Origin of the sequence: Streptomyces sp. NRRL S-37, from assembly GCF_000721605.1 — a bacterium.
Taxonomy (GTDB): domain Bacteria; phylum Actinomycetota; class Actinomycetes; order Streptomycetales; family Streptomycetaceae; genus Streptomyces.
Genome location: NZ_JOIZ01000021.1, coordinates 153,705 through 168,566, shown reverse-complemented (window position 1 = coordinate 168,566; position 14,862 = coordinate 153,705). Strand labels below are relative to the sequence as shown.

At 73.7% G+C, this 14,862-nt stretch carries 14 protein-coding genes and 1 pseudogene; 7 read left to right on the top strand and 8 right to left on the bottom strand.

The features are described from left to right. Window positions 1-59: 59 nt before the first annotated feature. Window positions 60-497, top strand: a complete 438-nt coding sequence (locus tag IH50_RS0129410; RefSeq protein WP_030868851.1) for a MarR family winged helix-turn-helix transcriptional regulator — start codon at window positions 60-62, stop codon at window positions 495-497. Window positions 498-618: 121 nt separating this feature from the next. On the opposite strand, the gene IH50_RS0129405 is transcribed toward IH50_RS0129410, so the two are convergent. Together IH50_RS0129405 and IH50_RS0129400 are read right to left on the bottom strand one after the other, a co-directional pair. After that, window positions 619-1,224 (bottom strand): class F sortase, encoded by a 606-nt coding sequence (locus IH50_RS0129405; RefSeq protein ID WP_030868846.1) that lies wholly within the window; start codon window positions 1,222-1,224, stop codon window positions 619-621. 93 nt (window positions 1,225-1,317) lie between these two features. Further along, entirely contained in the window at window positions 1,318-2,097 is a 780-nt protein-coding gene (locus tag IH50_RS0129400) for an HAD-IIA family hydrolase (protein ID WP_030868843.1), read from the bottom strand. A gap of 310 nt (window positions 2,098-2,407) precedes the next feature. Here IH50_RS0129400 and IH50_RS0129395 point away from each other — a divergent pair, with 310 nt between their 5' ends. Next, window positions 2,408-3,919 (top strand): PQQ-dependent sugar dehydrogenase, encoded by a 1,512-nt coding sequence (locus IH50_RS0129395; RefSeq protein ID WP_037873085.1) that lies wholly within the window; start codon window positions 2,408-2,410, stop codon window positions 3,917-3,919. Between the two features lie 146 nt (window positions 3,920-4,065). Here the strand turns inward: IH50_RS0129395 and IH50_RS0129390 are convergent, their stop codons facing one another. Then, window positions 4,066-5,271, bottom strand: coding sequence for an ROK family transcriptional regulator (locus IH50_RS0129390; RefSeq protein ID WP_199822159.1), 1,206 nt, complete (start codon window positions 5,269-5,271; stop codon window positions 4,066-4,068). Window positions 5,272-5,327: 56 nt separating this feature from the next. On the opposite strand from IH50_RS0129390, the gene IH50_RS0129385 reads away from it, so the two are divergent. Both IH50_RS0129385 and IH50_RS0129380 read left to right on the top strand, forming a co-directional pair. Then, complete coding sequence (locus IH50_RS0129385; RefSeq protein ID WP_030868835.1) at window positions 5,328-6,395, top strand: Gfo/Idh/MocA family oxidoreductase; 1,068 nt, start codon at window positions 5,328-5,330, stop codon at window positions 6,393-6,395. After that, window positions 6,392-6,904 (top strand): heme-degrading domain-containing protein, encoded by a 513-nt coding sequence (locus IH50_RS0129380; protein WP_030868833.1) that lies wholly within the window; start codon window positions 6,392-6,394, stop codon window positions 6,902-6,904. Before IH50_RS0129385 ends, IH50_RS0129380 begins: the two co-directional genes overlap by 4 nt. Before the next feature lie 230 nt (window positions 6,905-7,134). Here the strand turns inward: IH50_RS0129380 and IH50_RS0129375 are convergent, their stop codons facing one another. The 4 genes from IH50_RS0129375 to IH50_RS0129360 all read right to left on the bottom strand — a co-directional run bounded on the left by IH50_RS0129375 (window position 7,135) and on the right by IH50_RS0129360 (window position 10,259). Then, entirely contained in the window at window positions 7,135-7,992 is an 858-nt protein-coding gene (locus tag IH50_RS0129375) for a fumarylacetoacetate hydrolase family protein (RefSeq protein ID WP_030868830.1), read from the bottom strand. 174 nt (window positions 7,993-8,166) lie between these two features. Then, window positions 8,167-8,883, bottom strand: a complete 717-nt coding sequence (locus tag IH50_RS0129370) for a YidC/Oxa1 family membrane protein insertase (RefSeq protein ID WP_030868828.1) — start codon at window positions 8,881-8,883, stop codon at window positions 8,167-8,169. A 114-nt stretch (window positions 8,884-8,997) separates the two neighbouring features. Next, window positions 8,998-9,312 carry a DUF6412 domain-containing protein gene (locus IH50_RS0129365; protein WP_030868824.1) on the bottom strand — a complete coding sequence of 105 codons (315 nt, stop codon included), beginning with the start codon at window positions 9,310-9,312 and terminating at the stop codon, window positions 8,998-9,000. Between the two features lie 155 nt (window positions 9,313-9,467). After that, window positions 9,468-10,259 carry a hypothetical protein gene (locus tag IH50_RS0129360; protein WP_030868821.1) on the bottom strand — a complete coding sequence of 264 codons (792 nt, stop codon included), beginning with the start codon at window positions 10,257-10,259 and terminating at the stop codon, window positions 9,468-9,470. A gap of 156 nt (window positions 10,260-10,415) precedes the next feature. Between IH50_RS0129360 and IH50_RS0129355 the strand changes: the two genes are divergently transcribed. Continuing rightward, window positions 10,416-11,429 carry an SEC-C domain-containing protein gene (locus IH50_RS0129355; protein ID WP_030868818.1) on the top strand — a complete coding sequence of 338 codons (1,014 nt, stop codon included), beginning with the start codon at window positions 10,416-10,418 and terminating at the stop codon, window positions 11,427-11,429. Window positions 11,430-11,651: 222 nt separating this feature from the next. Here the strand turns inward: IH50_RS0129355 and IH50_RS0129350 are convergent, their stop codons facing one another. Beyond that, window positions 11,652-12,908 carry a serine hydrolase domain-containing protein gene (locus tag IH50_RS0129350; RefSeq protein ID WP_234328257.1) on the bottom strand — a complete coding sequence of 419 codons (1,257 nt, stop codon included), beginning with the start codon at window positions 12,906-12,908 and terminating at the stop codon, window positions 11,652-11,654. 124 nt (window positions 12,909-13,032) lie between these two features. On the opposite strand from IH50_RS0129350, the pseudogene IH50_RS0129345 reads away from it, so the two are divergent. Together IH50_RS0129345 and IH50_RS0129340 are read left to right on the top strand one after the other, a co-directional pair. Beyond that, window positions 13,033-13,314 (top strand): annotated as a pseudogene (locus IH50_RS0129345) (SEC-C domain-containing protein); the annotation flags it as partial. 118 nt (window positions 13,315-13,432) lie between these two features. Beyond that, window positions 13,433-14,818, top strand: a complete 1,386-nt coding sequence (locus IH50_RS0129340) for a S28 family serine protease (RefSeq protein WP_030868808.1) — start codon at window positions 13,433-13,435, stop codon at window positions 14,816-14,818. The last annotated feature ends 44 nt before the right edge of the window (window positions 14,819-14,862 follow it).

Genomic DNA, 14,862 nt, shown 5'->3' with positions numbered 1-14,862 from the left:
TTCGACGCGGTGCTGATTATCAGTGTTACTGACGATCAGCCTAAGCGTAAGATGGCCGCATGTCCACCGAAGCGAGCTCCTCCGCCGATCCGCACGACGTCCTGGGGTATCTCCTCAAGCACGCGACCTCGAAGTTCACGGCGATGACGGACGCGGCGCTCGAACCGCTGGGGATCGACAGCAAGGACTTCGGGGCGCTGCGCGTGCTGGCCCACCGCGAACCGACGTCGCAGCTCCAGGTGGCGCAGACGCTCGGCATCGACCGCACCACGATGGTGGCGCTGCTCGACGTGCTCGAACGCAAGGGAATCGTCACGCGCCGGCCGGATCCGGCGGACCGGCGCAGGAACGTGGTCGAGCTCACCGAGGAGGGGGAACGCACCTACGACGCCGCGCGGAAGGCGTACGAGGAGACCGAGAGCGCGTTCCTCGCGGCGGTCGGCCCGGACGATGCCGGCCGGCTCCGCCGCACGTTGCGGGCCCTGCTGGAGGCCTGAGCCGGGCGCGTACGACAGGGGGCCCGGCGGCCGGCTCACCGCCGCTCAAGCCGCGGCGGGGAAGCGGGACCGGCGTGCGCGTTCCTCTACCGCCGGCGGCGGAGGCGGGCGCCTACGGGGCTCAGGGCGCCGTCGTCGTCCCGGTCAGGTACGCCGAGACGAGCACGCCGGCCGTGCGGGGGCCGTCGGCGGGGGCGACCAGCCGGAGTTCGGCCCGTCCGGCAGGGCCCGGCCGCTCGTGGACCCGCTGTACGGCGGGCCGTTCGCCGGTGACGGCCCGGACGTCCTCCACGGTGAACTCGGCGGTCCGGGCGTCCGCGCGCCGCACCTGGAGGGTCAGGCCGGGCCGGAGCCTCTCCACGTCCGGGAGCGGGACGGGTACCGCCATCAGCGCGGTGCCGGGTTCGCCCGGCGTCACCCCCTCCGCGGACCAGACGGCCGTGTCCGGCCCCTCGTGTCCGGCGGCCACCGGCAGACGGAGGCCGAGGGCGGGGATGTGGAGGCGCTCCGGCTCCGCTGCGGGCAACGGACTGTGCGCGGGCGGCAGTTCCCCCCGGGGCGGTCGTCCGGCCGCCGCCATGTCGCCGGTCGCGATCCCGGACGTCCCGGAGGGCACGCCGGTCCGCCCGCCGCCCCACAGCCACAGCCCGAGCAGCAGCACCACCCAGGCCACACCGGCGAGCAGCCGCCCGGTGCCGGACGGGCAGCGTTCCTCGTCGGAACCCATCGCGCACCTCCAGACATGTGGAGGGTCCCGCGCGGGCCCCGGCGCCGCATCCCCGCGAGCGCGGCGATTACTCCGTAGGGGTGAACGTCGGTGTCAGATCAGGTCGACGAGGTCCGCGATGGAGTCCACGACCTTGGAAGGACGGTACGGCCAGTTCTCCACCTGCTCGGTCCGGGTCAGCCCGGTGAGCACCAGGAACGTCTGCATCCCGGCCTCGATGCCGGCCAGTACGTCGGTGTCCATCCGGTCGCCGATCATCGCGCTGCTCTCGGAGTGGGCCCCGATGGTGTTGAGGCCGGTGCGCATCATCAGCGGGTTCGGCTTGCCCGCGAAGTAGGGCTGCTTGCCGGTCGCCTTGGTGATGAGCGCGGCCACCGCGCCGGTCGCCGGGAGCGGGCCCTCGGCGGAGGGGCCGGTCTCGTCGGGGTTGGTGCAGATGAAGCGGGCGCCGTCGTTGATCAGGCGGACCGCCTTCGTCATGGCCTCGAAGGAGTAGGTCCGGGTCTCCCCGAGGACCACGTAGTCGGGCTCGTGGTCGGTGAGGATGTAGCCGATGTCGTGCAGCGCGGTGGTCAGTCCCGCCTCGCCGATGACGTACGCCGAGCCGTTCGGGCGCTGGTCGTCCAGGAACTTGGCGGTGGCGAGGGCGGAGGTCCAGATGTTCTCGATCGGCACCTCCAGGCCCATGCGGCGCAGCCGGGCGTGCAGGTCGCGCCCGGTGTAGATCGAGTTGTTGGTGAGGACCAGGAAGGGCTTCCCGGAGTCGCGCAGCTTCTTGATGAAGGCGTCGGCGCCGGGGATCGGTACGCCCTCGTGGATCAGCACCCCGTCCATGTCGGTGAGCCACGATTCGATCGGCTTGCGGTCTGCCATGTGCGGGATCTCCTGCCGTACGCGGTCCTGCGTGCGCCTCAGCCTAAACAGGCCGGGATCTTGAGGGAATGCCGGATACGGCTCGGCCTTGCGGACGGACGGGCGGTCCGGGGGCAGCGGGGCGAGGGGCGGTGTTCGCGCCAGACGGCGCGAAAGTGGCGCGAACACGTGTTGCCGCTGTGTCGTGTGCGTCGCAGCCTGAGGTGGCGGGAGCGCTCCCACGACCTCCTGTGCCCTCAGCCCCGTTCACCGGCCGTCGACAGCACACGGAAAGAAGGAGATCGTGGCTTGTCATATGCATGCCCTTAGGGTGCGGTTCCGTCTGGCGTTCGTCCTGTGCGCGCTGCTCGCGGTGCTGCCGGCCCTCGTCCCGTCCGCCACCGCGGCCCCCGAGAAGAAGGCGGACGCGTCCGCCGTCCCCCTGCCCTCCCTCAGCGCGACCACCACCCAGGTCGCCTCCGGGTTGAGACGGCCCACCGCCGTCGTCGCCCCCGACGACGGCACGGACCGGCTGTTCATCACCGAGAAGTCCGGCACCGTCCGCGTCTACCACCCGGACACCGGCCTGGAGCGGACCCCGCTGATCGACATCACCGCCTCCGTCGACGAGTCGGGCAACGAGCGCGGTCTGCTCGGCATCGCCCTGCCGTCCGACTTCGCCGACAGCCAGGACCTGTACCTGGCGTACACGGCGCTGCCCGACGGCGCGGTCACCCTCGCCCGCTACCGGCTCGACGACTCCCGCCTGGAACCCCTGCTCTCCCAGGAGCACGCCGAGTACAGCAACCACAACGGCGGCCAGCTCGCCTTCGGCCCCGACGGCAACCTGTACTGGAGCATCGGCGACGGCGGCGGCTCCGGTGACCCCTTCAAGTCCGGGCAGCGGCTGGACACCCTGCTGGGCAAGATCATGCGGATCGACGTGAGCCGCGCGTGCGCCCCGCTCGCGTACTGCGTCCCCGCCGACAACCCCTTCGTGGACACGCCCGGCGCCCGCGCGGAGATCTGGCTGTACGGACTGCGCAACCCGTGGCGGTTCTCCTTCGACCGGGCCGACGGCTCGATGTGGATCGGCGACGTCGGCCAGGGCCACTGGGAGGAGATCGATCACCTCGCCCCCGGCGCGGGCGGACTGAACCTCGGCTGGTCCTGCTACGAGGGCCTGGAGGAGTTCACGGACGGGGACTGCCGGCCCGGCGAGCAGTACACCGAGCCGGTCTTCACCTACTCCCCCTACACCGGCGGCTGTTCGGTCATCGGCGGCCACGTGTACCGGGGCCGGCAGTACGCCGACCTGGTGGGCGGCACGTACATCGCCACCGACTACTGCTCCTCCACGGTGTGGGCGCTGCGGCCCGACGGGCGGGGCGGTTACGAGCAGGCCGAGATCGGCAGGACGCCCACGCAGGTGACGTCGGTCGGCACGACCGTCGACGGGGAGTTCTACATGGTCAACGACCTGCCCGGCGGTCTGCACAAGGTGTCCTTCGCGCGGGAGGAACCCACCTGCCGGGTGGACCGTACGGTGAGGGCCTGGGGCACCGGCATGACGGTCGACCTCACCGTCACCAACACCGGCAGCACCCCGGTGAACGGCTGGAGCCTGGAGTTCCCGCTGACCCTCGACCAGACGATCGTCTCCGACTGGAACACGGACCTGACCCAGTTGAGCAATGTGGTCAGGGCGTCCGACGCCACGCACAACGCCACGATCGCGCCGGGCGCGAGCATCACGCTGGGGTACCTGGCGGAACACACGGGCGACACGACGGCACCCCCGCGGTTCACGCTGAACGGGGACGCCTGCGCGGTGGGCCGCTGACGCGCGACTGCGGGTGATCGTGCCTCCCCGGTGCCTCAAGGGCCTGGGGAGGCACCTCGCGAACGCCGGTGAGGGAAACCTCCGCCCGCCGGCCGTACGAAGGCCGCACCGAGCCTGATACCGGAGGGGGCTCAGGCTCCCTCCGGTCAGGCGTCCCCCCGCCCGAACAGCGGGGCGAGGAGCAACTGGGCGGCCCCCTCCGCGACCCCCTGCACCCCGCCGGGCGCGACCCGTACCGGCACGCCCCCGTCGCCCCCGCCCTCGCGCCGGGCCCGCGCGGCGAGAACCGCGCCGACCCCCCGTACGAACTCCTCGGGCGCGGCGGCCACGGTGCGTCCCCCGAGGAGCACCAGGTCGATGTCGAGGAGCCCGACGAGGTTCGCCGCCCCCGCCCCCAGCACCCTGGCCGCCTCGGCGACGTCACCGCGGGCGACGGCGTCCAGGCACAGCGCCTCGACGCATCCGCGGGCCCCGCAGGTGCACGGCCGCCCGTCCAGTTGGACGACCTGGTGCCCGAACTCGCCGGCGCCGGTCCTGGCCCCCCGGTACACGCTTCCGCCGATCACCAGCCCGGCTCCCAGCCCCGTGCCGAGGTGCAGGTAGGCGAAGGAGCCCCCCTCGCCGCCGACCGCCAGTCCCAGCGCCGCCGCGTTGGTGTCCTTGTCGACGACCACCGGTACGCCGAGCCGTCGCGCCAGCGCGTCCCGGAGCGGGAAGCCGTCCCACTCGGGGAAGCCGGTGACCCGGTGCAGGACGCCCTTCTCGTGGTCGAGCGGTCCGGGCAGCGCGACCCCCACCCCGAGCGGGGCCCGGTCCGCCCCGGCCGTCCCCGGCACCCGGTCCGCCCCGGCCGTCCCCGGCACCCGGTCCGCCCCGGCCGTCCCCGGCACCCGGAGCGCCTCGACGACTCCGGCCACCCGGGCCAGTACCGCCTCCTCCCCCGCGCCCAGGTCCAGCGGCGCCCGCCTGCGGTCCACCACCGCGCCGTCCAGGTCGACCAGGACCGCCCGCAGCTCGTCCCGGTCCAGGTGGACGCCCACCGCGTGGCCCGCCTCCGGGACCAGCCGCAGTACCGTGCGCGGCTTTCCGCCCGTGGAAGCCCGGCGTCCCGCCTCGGCCGCCAGTCCGTCCGCCCGCAGCCGGGCCGTGATCTTGCTGACCGCCTGCGGGGTGAGCCCGGTCCGCTCGGCGAGTTCCAGCCGGCTGATCCCCTCCGCCCCCGCGGTCCGCAGCAGGTCGAGCACGAGCGCGGTGTTGTGGCTGCGCAGGGCGAGCAGGTTCGCTCCCAGCGGGGCCCCGTGCGCGCCGTACGCACCGTGCGCCCCGCCGATGCCGTCGTTCGTCCTCTTCACCCGCCCATTCTCTCCGCTGCTTGCACTTTGGCAACAGCGTTGCGAAAGTAGGGGGCATGACTGGCACCCCTCTCCGCGTCGGCCTCGTCGGCTACGGCCTCGCGGGCTCCGTGTTCCACGCCCCGCTGATCGCCGCGACCGAGGGCCTCGCGCTCGACACGGTGGTCACCTCGAACCCCGAGCGGCAGCGGCAGGCCCGCGCCGAGTTCCCGGACGTACGCGTCGCCGCGTCCCCGGACGAGCTGTTCGCCCGCGCCGGCGAACTGGACCTGATCGTCATCGCGTCCCCGAACAGGACCCACGTCCCGCTCGCCACGGCCGCCCTGAAGGCCGGTCTGCCGGTCGTCGTCGACAAGCCGCTCTCCGGCACGGCGGCCGAGGCGCGCGGGCTGGCGGACCTCGCCGAGGAGCGCGGCCTGCTCCTGTCCGTCTTCCAGAACCGCCGCTGGGACAACGACTTCCTCACCCTGCGCAAGCTGATCGACGACGGCGAGCTCGGCGACGTGTACCGCTTCGAGTCCCGCTTCGAGCGCTGGCGCCCGCAGCTCAAGGGCGGCTGGCGGGAGTCCGGCGACCCGGCGGAGATCGGAGGTCTGCTCTACGACCTCGGCAGCCATGTCGTCGACCAGGCGCTGGTCCTCTTCGGCCCGGTGACCACCGTCCACGCCGAGGCGGACGTCCGGCGCGAGGGCGCGCAGACCGACGACGACACGTTCATCGCGCTGACGCACGCGAACGGCGTCCGCTCCCACCTCTACGTCTCGGCGACCACGGCCCAGCTCGGCCCCCGCTTCCGCGTCCTGGGCTCGAAGGCCGGTTACGTCAAGCACGGCCTGGACCCCCAGGAGGCCGCCCTGCGCGACGGCCTGCGCCCCGGTCCCGGCTGGGGCCTGGAACCCGAGGAGCTGTGGGGCCGCATCGGCGCCGGCGAGTCCCCGGTGACCGGCGGCGGGCACCCCGTACCGACCCTCCCGGGCGACTACCCCGCCTACTACGCGGCCGTGGCGAAGGCCCTGATCGAGGGCGCCCCCAACCCGGTGACCGCGCGGGAGGCGGCCGCCGCCCTGGACGTACTGGAGGCCGCGCGGCGCTCGGCCCTGGAGAAGGTGACGGTGTCGCTGTGACCACCCCGAAGCAGACCCCGGAACTCGTCCCGAGCGTGGAGGAGCTGGAGGCGCAGGAACGCCGCCTGGTCTTCGAGCGGTTCACGTACGACGACGCGTGGGCGCTCGGCTCCCTGCTGGTGGAGATGGCGCGCGAGCGCCAGGCCCCGGTCGCCATCGACATCCACCGCGCGGGCCAGCAGCTCTTCCACGCCGCCCTGCCCGGTTCCGCCCCGGACAACGACGCCTGGATCGCCCGCAAGCGCCGGGTGGTCGAGCGCTACGGCTCCGCGTCCTACCTGGTGGGCGCCCGCCACCGTGCCAAGGGCACGACGTTCGAGGCGTCCTCCCGCCTGGACCCCGACACCTACGCGGCCCACGGCGGCTCCTTCCCCCTCACGGTGGAGGGCGTGGGCGTCATCGGCGCGGTGACGGTCTCGGGCCTGCCCCAGCTCCAGGACCACGAGCTGGTGGTGGAGGCCCTGGAGCGGTTCCTGGCCGGCCGCGGGTCCGCCGCCGCGTCGGGCTGAGGCCCGCCCTGCCGTGACGGGCCCTCACCGTGACGCGGTGAGGGCCCTTCGGCCACCCGGGACAGGGACGGCTCGGACGCCGGTTACCGACCGGATCCGGGCGCGGTACGCCGTCACGCCGGTGTACGCCGTGGCCGTCCGGCGGTCGCCGGCGGAGGCGACGCCCGCCCGGGCGCCGTCCGCCGCCGTCGGGCCGCCGGAGTCGCCGGAGTCGCCGCCCCGGCGAAGTGCTACGCGTCCTTCAGCTCCTGCCGCTGCCGCCCGAGTCCGGAGATCTCCAGCTCGACCACGTCCCCCGCCCGCAGGTACGGCTTCGGCTCGGGCCGCCCCATCGCCACCCCCGCCGGCGTCCCGGTGTTGATGACGTCGCCGGGATACAGCGTCATGAACCGGCTGACGTACCGCACGACCTCCCCCACCGGGAAGATCTGCTCGGCGGTCGTCCCGTCCTGCTTCAGCTCGCCGTTGACCCACAGCCGCAGTGACAGGTCCTGCGGATCGCCGACCTCGTCCGCCGTCACCAGCCACGGCCCCAGCGGGTTGAACGTCTCGCAGTTCTTCCCCTTGTCCCAGGTCCCGCCCCGCTCGATCTGGAACTCCCGCTCGGAGACGTCGTGCGCGACGGCGTACCCGGCGACGTGCGCGAGTCCTTCCTCCGCCGTCTCCAGGTACCGGGCCGTACGCCCGATGACGACCGCCAGTTCGACCTCCCAGTCGGTCTTCACCGATCCGCGCGGCACCAGCACCGTGTCGTTCGGCCCGACGACCGTGTCCGCCGCCTTGAAGAAGATCACCGGTTCGGCGGGCGGCTCGGCCCCCGTCTCGCGGGCGTGGTCGTGGTAGTTCAGCCCGATGCAGACGATCTTCCCGATCCGTGCCACCGGCGGCCCGATCCGCAGCCCCTCCCCGTCCAGCGCGGGCAGCTCCCCGCTGCCGGCGGCGGCCCGGATCCGGCCGAGCGCGGCCTCGTCGGCGAGCAGCGTCCCGTCGATGTCGGCGACGAGACCCGACAGGTCCCGCAGGACCCCCTCGTCGTCGAGCAGCGCGGGCCGCTCCTGTCCCGCCGTGCCGACTCGCAGCAGTTTCATGATTCACGTCTCCCTCGATCGCGGGCCCGCCCGATGGACACGGCCCGGATGCGGCGGTGCGCAGCCATCGGAGGACTGGTCGATCCTCCAAGCCCGCGTTCCACTCCGCAAGACCCGGTTCACGTACTGGACCTCGAAGAACCGCACCCCCGGCCACCGGCGCCCCGCCCCGCGCTAGCGGTACAGCACGGCCCGCTCCGCCACGCTCCACGTCGTGCTGGTCACCATGTACAGCGCGGCCGCCAGCGGCATGACGGCGACGGTGACGAGCGTGAGGAAGGACATGAACGGCATCACCCGGGTCACCGCCGCCAGCCCCGGCACCTGCTCCCCCTCACCGGCCGCGGGCACCGCGGGGTTGGCTGCTGTCATCCGCCGGGAGAGCCGGTAGCCGAACCAGGCGACGACGGTGGTGACGGCGAACAGCCCGACGTACACGAGTCCGGGTCCGCCGAACACCCCGCCGTTCCCGAGCGCGTCCGCCCACCGGTCGCCGAGGGGCGCCTCGAACAGCCGGTGTCCGAGCAGTTCGTTGGCCCGTCCGCCGATCGTCTCGCTGGAGAAGAGGTGGTACAGCAGGAAGAACGCGGGCAGTTGGAGCAGGCCGGGCAGGCACCCGGACAGCGGTGACACCTTCTCCCGCGCGTGCAGTTCCATCACGGCCCGTTGCAGCTTCTCGGGGTCGCGGCGGTGCTTGCGCCGCAGCTCGGCGATGCGCGGCTGGAGTGCCGCCCGTGCCTTCTGTCCGCGCGCGGCGGCCCGGGACAGGGGGTGGACGAGGAGTCGTACGAAGGCGGTGAACAGGACGATCGCGGCGGCCGCCGCGAAGACGCCGAACAGCGGCTGGAGCAGGTCGGCCAGGTGCTCGACCAGGCTGGCGAAGACGGACATGGGTGAGCCCTCCGGGGGGTCTCGTCGTGCCGGACGTACGGAAAAGACGGCATGACGACCCGCGGCAGGGCGTGGTGAACCCACAGAACCTACGGAACGTGCGGAAGGAGTGCCCTACGCGGCGGTCGCCGGGAGGGCGTGTCCCGGTGCCCGGGGTCTGGTGCGCCCCCTGGCGTCGGGGTCGCGCTGGGGCAGGAAGGCCGTACGCCGGTCACGGTCGCGTATCGCCGTGCGCACCCGCGTGGGCGCCACGGCGGGCGCGCAGCGGGCGGCGAGGAGCAGGCAGACGGTGAGCGCGGCACCGGCGGCGGCGGTCGCGGCGAGCGCGACGTCGGCCAGGGAGAGCCCGCCGGCGGCGGGCATCAGCAGCAGGACGACCTGAACGAGGGGCAGGAGCACGCCGACGAGCCGGACCGTCCGTCCGCGCATCACTCGACCCCTCCCCTCGGCACCGTCCCGGCTCCGTCCGGGCCCCGCACCCCATCAACGCCCGGCACCGCCCTGCGGTTCCCCGGGCCGGACACGCGCCGTACGGGCCGGTGCCCGGTGTCTCGGCCGCGGCGTGCCGCCGTTCCCGCGGCGGCTCAGCAGGCCGTCACGGGAACGGCGGTGACCGGCTTCCCGACGCCCTGGAGGCCGAGGAACCGGGTGAGGCGGTAGCACTGTTCGACCGGCGCGGCCCCGTCACCCTGGGACCGGGACGGGGGCGAGGACGGGGACCGGTACTGGTCCGGGTACCGGAGGAGGACGACGGCGACGACCGTCCGCTCCTCCCGGACGACGCTCCGCACGTCGGCCCACTTCTCGCCGCCCGGACGGGCAGCGGGGTCGAGGGCCTGCTGCAGACCGGCACGCGTCAGCCGGGCCGCCTCCCTCTCCTCCATCCCCTCCATCTCCTCCTGCGCGATCCGGGCCCGGTCACCGATCCAGCTGCTCCCCCCGCACACTTCGGCGTCCTGCTCGGTGACCTTCGAGGTCCATCCCGGACCGGGACGGCGTACGTAGGTGTAGGTGAAGCAGTGCTTCACCATGTCCGGTCCGACGGCGAGCAGGATGGATTCCTGCTCGACCATGGCGGCCCGCGCGGCGACGGCGGTGAACGTGCGCCGTTCCTCGTCGTACGTGATGACGGGGCTGTGCGTGTGCTTCCAGACCACGCCCGTCAACGCGTCGGTGCCGGTGTCGCCGCTCCTGGTCAGCGCGTCGGTGGTCCGGTCCGCCGCCTCGTGGGCCTGGCCGAGCAGCGAGTCGAGCGCGTCCTGCCGGCGCCGGTCGTTCTCATGCCCGGTGTGCCAGACCGTGAACCAGAAGTAGGCCAGCAGCGCGGCGGGAATCATCAGCAGTACCAGACACCCGTTGGCCAACGTCCTGCGCACGCCCCGCCCCCTCGATCGCCCGCCCCTGCCGAAGGAGGGTAGGCCCGCCGCGGCCGTCCCGTCCCCGGAGACGGCGGAACGCCCCCACCGGCCCCGGACCCCGCTCCGGCCCGCGGCCGTCCCCCTTTGTCACCCACCGGCAGTACGGTGTCACCCATGCGCCCCGACACGCCTGCCGAAAACGTCGACCACACCGCCGAAGCCGCCCGCCTGGAGCGGACCGCCGACCGCTATCCCGAGGACGCCGAGGCCCTGCTGCTGCGGGCCGCCGCCCACCGCGAGCTCTCCGGCGACCGCCCCGCCGCGACCGCCCTCTACGACCGCCTGCTGGCCTCCTCCCAGGAGCTGGACGACCCGTACCTGGTACGGGCCCTGAAGGCCTCGAACCTCTGGGAGTACGGCCATGAGGCGGAGGCCCGCGCGATCATCACCGGCATCCGCACCGCGGCCCCGCGCGACGCGGCCCCCTGGGTGATCGTCGCGGAGTCCCTGGAGGCGCACGACGAGCTGGAACAGGCGCACGAGACGTTCACCCAGGCGGTACTCCTCCTCCTGACCGGTGTCGAGAAGCCCCCGCGCGCCACCCACCCGCTCCTCTTCGGCCGCCACCGCGTGCGCAGGATGCTCGGCGCGGCGCACGACGAGTGGGACGCGCTCGCGGACACCGTCCACACCCTCCCGATCACCCTGGACGAGCTCCACGACCCCAAGCGGGTGTGGTCGCTCGGCTCGGAGAACCCGGTGGAGCTGGAGGCGGAGATCGTCCGCCTGCGCGCGGAACTGGGCGCGTACCGGGAGGCGCTGTCCCGCCCGTTCCCGGTGGCGGTACTGCATTGGCCGGCCGGCGAACTGGCGGAGCTGACGGAGGCGTACCCGTCCCTGGCGGAGGAGTACCCCTCCTACGAGGAGCACCTCGCGGCCATAGAGGCGGCCCTGCGCGAACTGGCCGCGTCCGGCACCCCGAACCTGGGCATCGTCACGGGCACGGTCCCCTCCTACGAGGCCTTCGCCGCCTCGGAGCTCGCCTCCCCCACCGACCCGACCCTCCTCCCCCAGTACGCCACGATCCTGGCGGCCCGCGGCCGGGCGGTGGCGTGGCCCCCGGAGCGGCCGGCAGCGTGCTGGTGCGGCTCGGGACGGACGTACGGGGAGTGCCACGGCGCGGAATAGCCGTGGCGCCTCCCCGGCCGTCTCCCGGCGCGTCGACACCCTCGCCGCCGGCCGGATACGGGCCCTGACCCGCCCTCCGCGCCGCAGTACGCGCAAATTGCCGGAGGCGAGCCTGCGACGTCCGGAGACCGGTCGAGTGGACCTGTTGTGGGCGCACGCTCCCGACCACGCGACTCCCGTCGAAGAGATCAGGCGGTGTCTTCTACGGGTGTGCGCCCCTGGTCACCCACGCTTCCGGTCGCCGCACACCGCCCGGTCCAGCAGGCGGACCGCGGCCTCCGTCTGCTCGAGGAAGCGCTTCTCGTCACCGAAGCGCGTGGTGAAGACAGCGGCCGCGGCCGACACCCGGCCGTCGGGTGTGACGGCGGTCTCGGAGGCGGTGCCGAAGGACGTGCCGCCGTGGTACCAGATCCCGCCCCGGCAGCCCTCGGCCGGGCGCCAGGCGAGGCCGAGCCCGTAGCGGGCCTTGCCGTCGGTGGTGTAGCCGGGCGCCGGGACGGTGGTGCGCATCTGCTTCAGCTGCTCCGGCGGCAGCAGCCGGCCGCCCATCAGGGCGCGCAGGAAGGTGTTCATGTCGCGGGTGGTGCTGATGATGCCGCCGTCCGCGCCGCCGCCCACGGCCAGCGTGGTGTCGGTGAGGTCGTCCCGGCCGGGGAACTGCGTGTACCCGGCGGCCGTCGGCATCGGCACGTACGGCGAGGTGCCCGGTATCAGCGTGTGGCGCAGCCCCAGCGGCTCGATGATCCGGTCGTGCACCTCCTGCGCCCAGGGGTTGCCGGTGGCCTTCTCGATGATCATCCCGAGCAGCACGTAATTGGTGTTGGAGTACGCCCACCGTGTCTCGGCGCCCGGGTCGTCCGCGTCCGGCAGCCAGCCGGGGGCGCGCTTCATCGCCAGGGCGACCTGCTCCTCGGGGGTCTGCGAGCGGAACCGCTGTGCGTGGAAGCGCTCGGGCGTCAGCTCCGCCGGGTCCTCGAAGGCGACGTCCGTGTAATTGGCCAGGCCGCTGGTGTGCTGGAGCAGGTTGCGCAGGGTGATGCGGCTGCCGTCGTTGCCGTTGCCGGTGACCACCCCGGGCAGCCACTGCTCGACGGTGTCGTCCAGGCCCAGCGTGCCCTCGCCGACGAGCTGGAGCGTGGCCACGGCCGTGAAGGTCTTGGTGTCGCTGCCGATGCGGTAGTAGGCGTCGAAGGGCACCCGGCCCCCGTCCTTCAGGCTCGCGGTGCCGGACCGGGCCCGCGTCTCGCGCCCGGCCGAGTCCCGGGCGAGCACCGTCAGCCCGGTGGCTCCCGTGTCCCGTACCGCGTCCGCGTCCCGCTGCAGCCGCGACCTTGCGTCCCCGCCGCCGGCGCCCACGGCCTCGGCCGTGGTGCCCGGCCCGAGAAGCGATGCGGTCCCGATCACGGCGACCCCGGCCACCGCCAGCCCCGCCCGCCACCGTCCGGACCGGCCCCACCGCGCACTCTTCGTCATCTCCATGGCCAGAACGCTACGGAGGGCCGACGCCGCGGACCATCCGGCTGGCTCCCCGGACGGGGGTGTTGCTGGCCCCCCCACCACCCGGCGGCCACCACCCTCCTCGCCGCACCGGTGGGCACCGGAGGAGTACCCGTCCTACGAGGAGCACCTCGCGGCCATAGAGGCGGCCCTGCGCGAGCTGGCCGCGTCCGGCACCCCGAACCTGGGCATCGTCACGGGCACGGTCCCCTCGTACGAGGCCTTCGCCGCCTCGGAGCTCGCCTCCCCCACCGACCCGGCCCTCCTCCCCCAGTACGCCACGATCCTGGCGGCCCGCGGCCGGGCGGTGGCGTGGCCCCCGGAGCGGCCGGCGGCCTGCTGGTGCGGCTCGGGACGGACGTACGGGGAGTGCCACGGCGCGGAATAGCCGTATCCGCGTCCGCCGTCTCCCCCGCGTGGGGGAGACGGTTCCCCCGCGCACGGGATCTTCCGCGCCGCCTTGGCGGCTGTACTGAAGGCAGCCGACGCCGAGGGAAGGACACCCGATGCGCACCTGGACGAGACGACACCTGCTGCTCTCCGCCGCCTCGACGGTCTCGACGGCCGGACTCGCCGTGACGGCGTCCGTCCCCGTACCGGCCCATGCCGTGACCGGCCCGCCTCCCCCGGCCGGCGCTCCCGACGACGCCTTCGTACGGCGGCTGGGCGCCCTGCCGGGTGTGCGGATCGTGGAGGAACGGCCGGGCGCCGAGCCGGGGTACCGCTTCTTCGTGCTCGGGCTGCGCCAGCCGGTCGACCACGCCGACCCCTCGGCCGGTACGTTCGAGCAGCGCCTCACCCTGCTCCACACCTCCGCCGAGCGCCCCACCGTCCTGTTCACGACCGGTTACGAGGCCACGCTCACGCCCCGGCGCGCCGAACCGACCGTCCTCCTGGGTGCCAACCAGCTCCAGGTCGAGCACCGTTACTTCGGCGTCTCGCTCCCCCGGCCGCCGCACGACTACTCCCACCTGACCATCCGCCAGGCCGCCGACGACCACCACCGTGTCGTCCGCGCCTTCCGCCGGCTCTACCCGGGCGCATGGATCTCCGCCGGCGGCAGCAAGGGCGGCATGGCGAGCGTGTACCACCGCCGCTTCCACCCCCACGACGTGGACGGCACCGTGGCCTACGGGGCCCCGAACAACGTCGACGACCGTGACGACTCCGCCTACCTCCGTTTCCTGGACACCGTGGGTACGGCCGCCGACCGCGAGGCGCTCCGTACGGTCCAGCGCCGGCTCCTGCTGCACCGTACGGAGCTGGTCGCCCGCTACGAGGCCGCGACGGCCGCCGCCGGTGACGGCTTCCGCATCGTCGGCAGCGCCGACAAGGCGTTCGAGGTCGCCGTCCTGCGCGTCCCGTTCATGTTCTGGCAGAACGGCGGCGGCCCGGCGGACCTCGCCGCCGTCCCCGGCCCGGACGCCACCGCCGACGAGCTGTACACCTGGCTGGACCGCACGACGGGCCTGGCCCTGTACGCCGACGCGATCGCCCGCGTGTACATCCCGTACTGGTATCAGCTCGGCACCCAACTGGGCTACCTCGGTGTCCCCACCGCCCACCTGGCCGGTCTGCTGCGCCACCCGGACGCCATCGAGCCGCGCACCTTCGTCCCCCGCGACATCCCTCTGCGCTTCGACACCGGCGCGATGCCGGACATCGACCGCTGGGTCCGCCGCCGCGGCAGCCGCCTGCTGTTCGTCAACGGGGAGCGGGACCCCTCGGTCGCCGAGCCCTTCCGCCCCGGCCCCCGCGACTCCCGTGTCCTGTGGGCACCCGGAGCCAACCACCACACCGGTATCGCCGCCCTCTCCGCGGCGGACCGCGCCGAGGCCACGGCGACGCTGACCCGCTGGGCCACCCGCCGCCCGCGGGTACCGGTCCCGTGAGCACCGCCGGCGCATCCCCCGTCACAGGAGGCTGATTGGACCGT

Excerpts from the sequence above, each read along its gene's own strand:
- IH50_RS0129410 (WP_030868851.1), top strand. The coding sequence starts at position 60 with ATGTCCACCGAAGCGAGCTCCTCCGCCGATCCGCACGACGTCCTGGGG.
- IH50_RS0129405 (WP_030868846.1), bottom strand. The coding sequence starts at position 1,224 with ATGGGTTCCGACGAGGAACGCTGCCCGTCCGGCACCGGGCGGCTGCTC.
- IH50_RS0129400 (WP_030868843.1), bottom strand. The coding sequence starts at position 2,097 with ATGGCAGACCGCAAGCCGATCGAATCGTGGCTCACCGACATGGACGGG.
- IH50_RS0129385 (WP_030868835.1), top strand. The coding sequence starts at position 5,328 with ATGACTGGCACCCCTCTCCGCGTCGGCCTCGTCGGCTACGGCCTCGCG.
- IH50_RS0129375 (WP_030868830.1), bottom strand. The coding sequence starts at position 7,992 with ATGAAACTGCTGCGAGTCGGCACGGCGGGACAGGAGCGGCCCGCGCTG.
- IH50_RS0129370 (WP_030868828.1), bottom strand. The coding sequence starts at position 8,883 with ATGTCCGTCTTCGCCAGCCTGGTCGAGCACCTGGCCGACCTGCTCCAG.
- IH50_RS0129365 (WP_030868824.1), bottom strand. The coding sequence starts at position 9,312 with ATGCGCGGACGGACGGTCCGGCTCGTCGGCGTGCTCCTGCCCCTCGTT.
- IH50_RS0129355 (WP_030868818.1), top strand. The coding sequence starts at position 10,416 with ATGCGCCCCGACACGCCTGCCGAAAACGTCGACCACACCGCCGAAGCC.
- IH50_RS0129350 (WP_234328257.1), bottom strand. The coding sequence starts at position 12,908 with ATGGAGATGACGAAGAGTGCGCGGTGGGGCCGGTCCGGACGGTGGCGG.
- IH50_RS0129340 (WP_030868808.1), top strand. The coding sequence starts at position 13,433 with ATGCGCACCTGGACGAGACGACACCTGCTGCTCTCCGCCGCCTCGACG.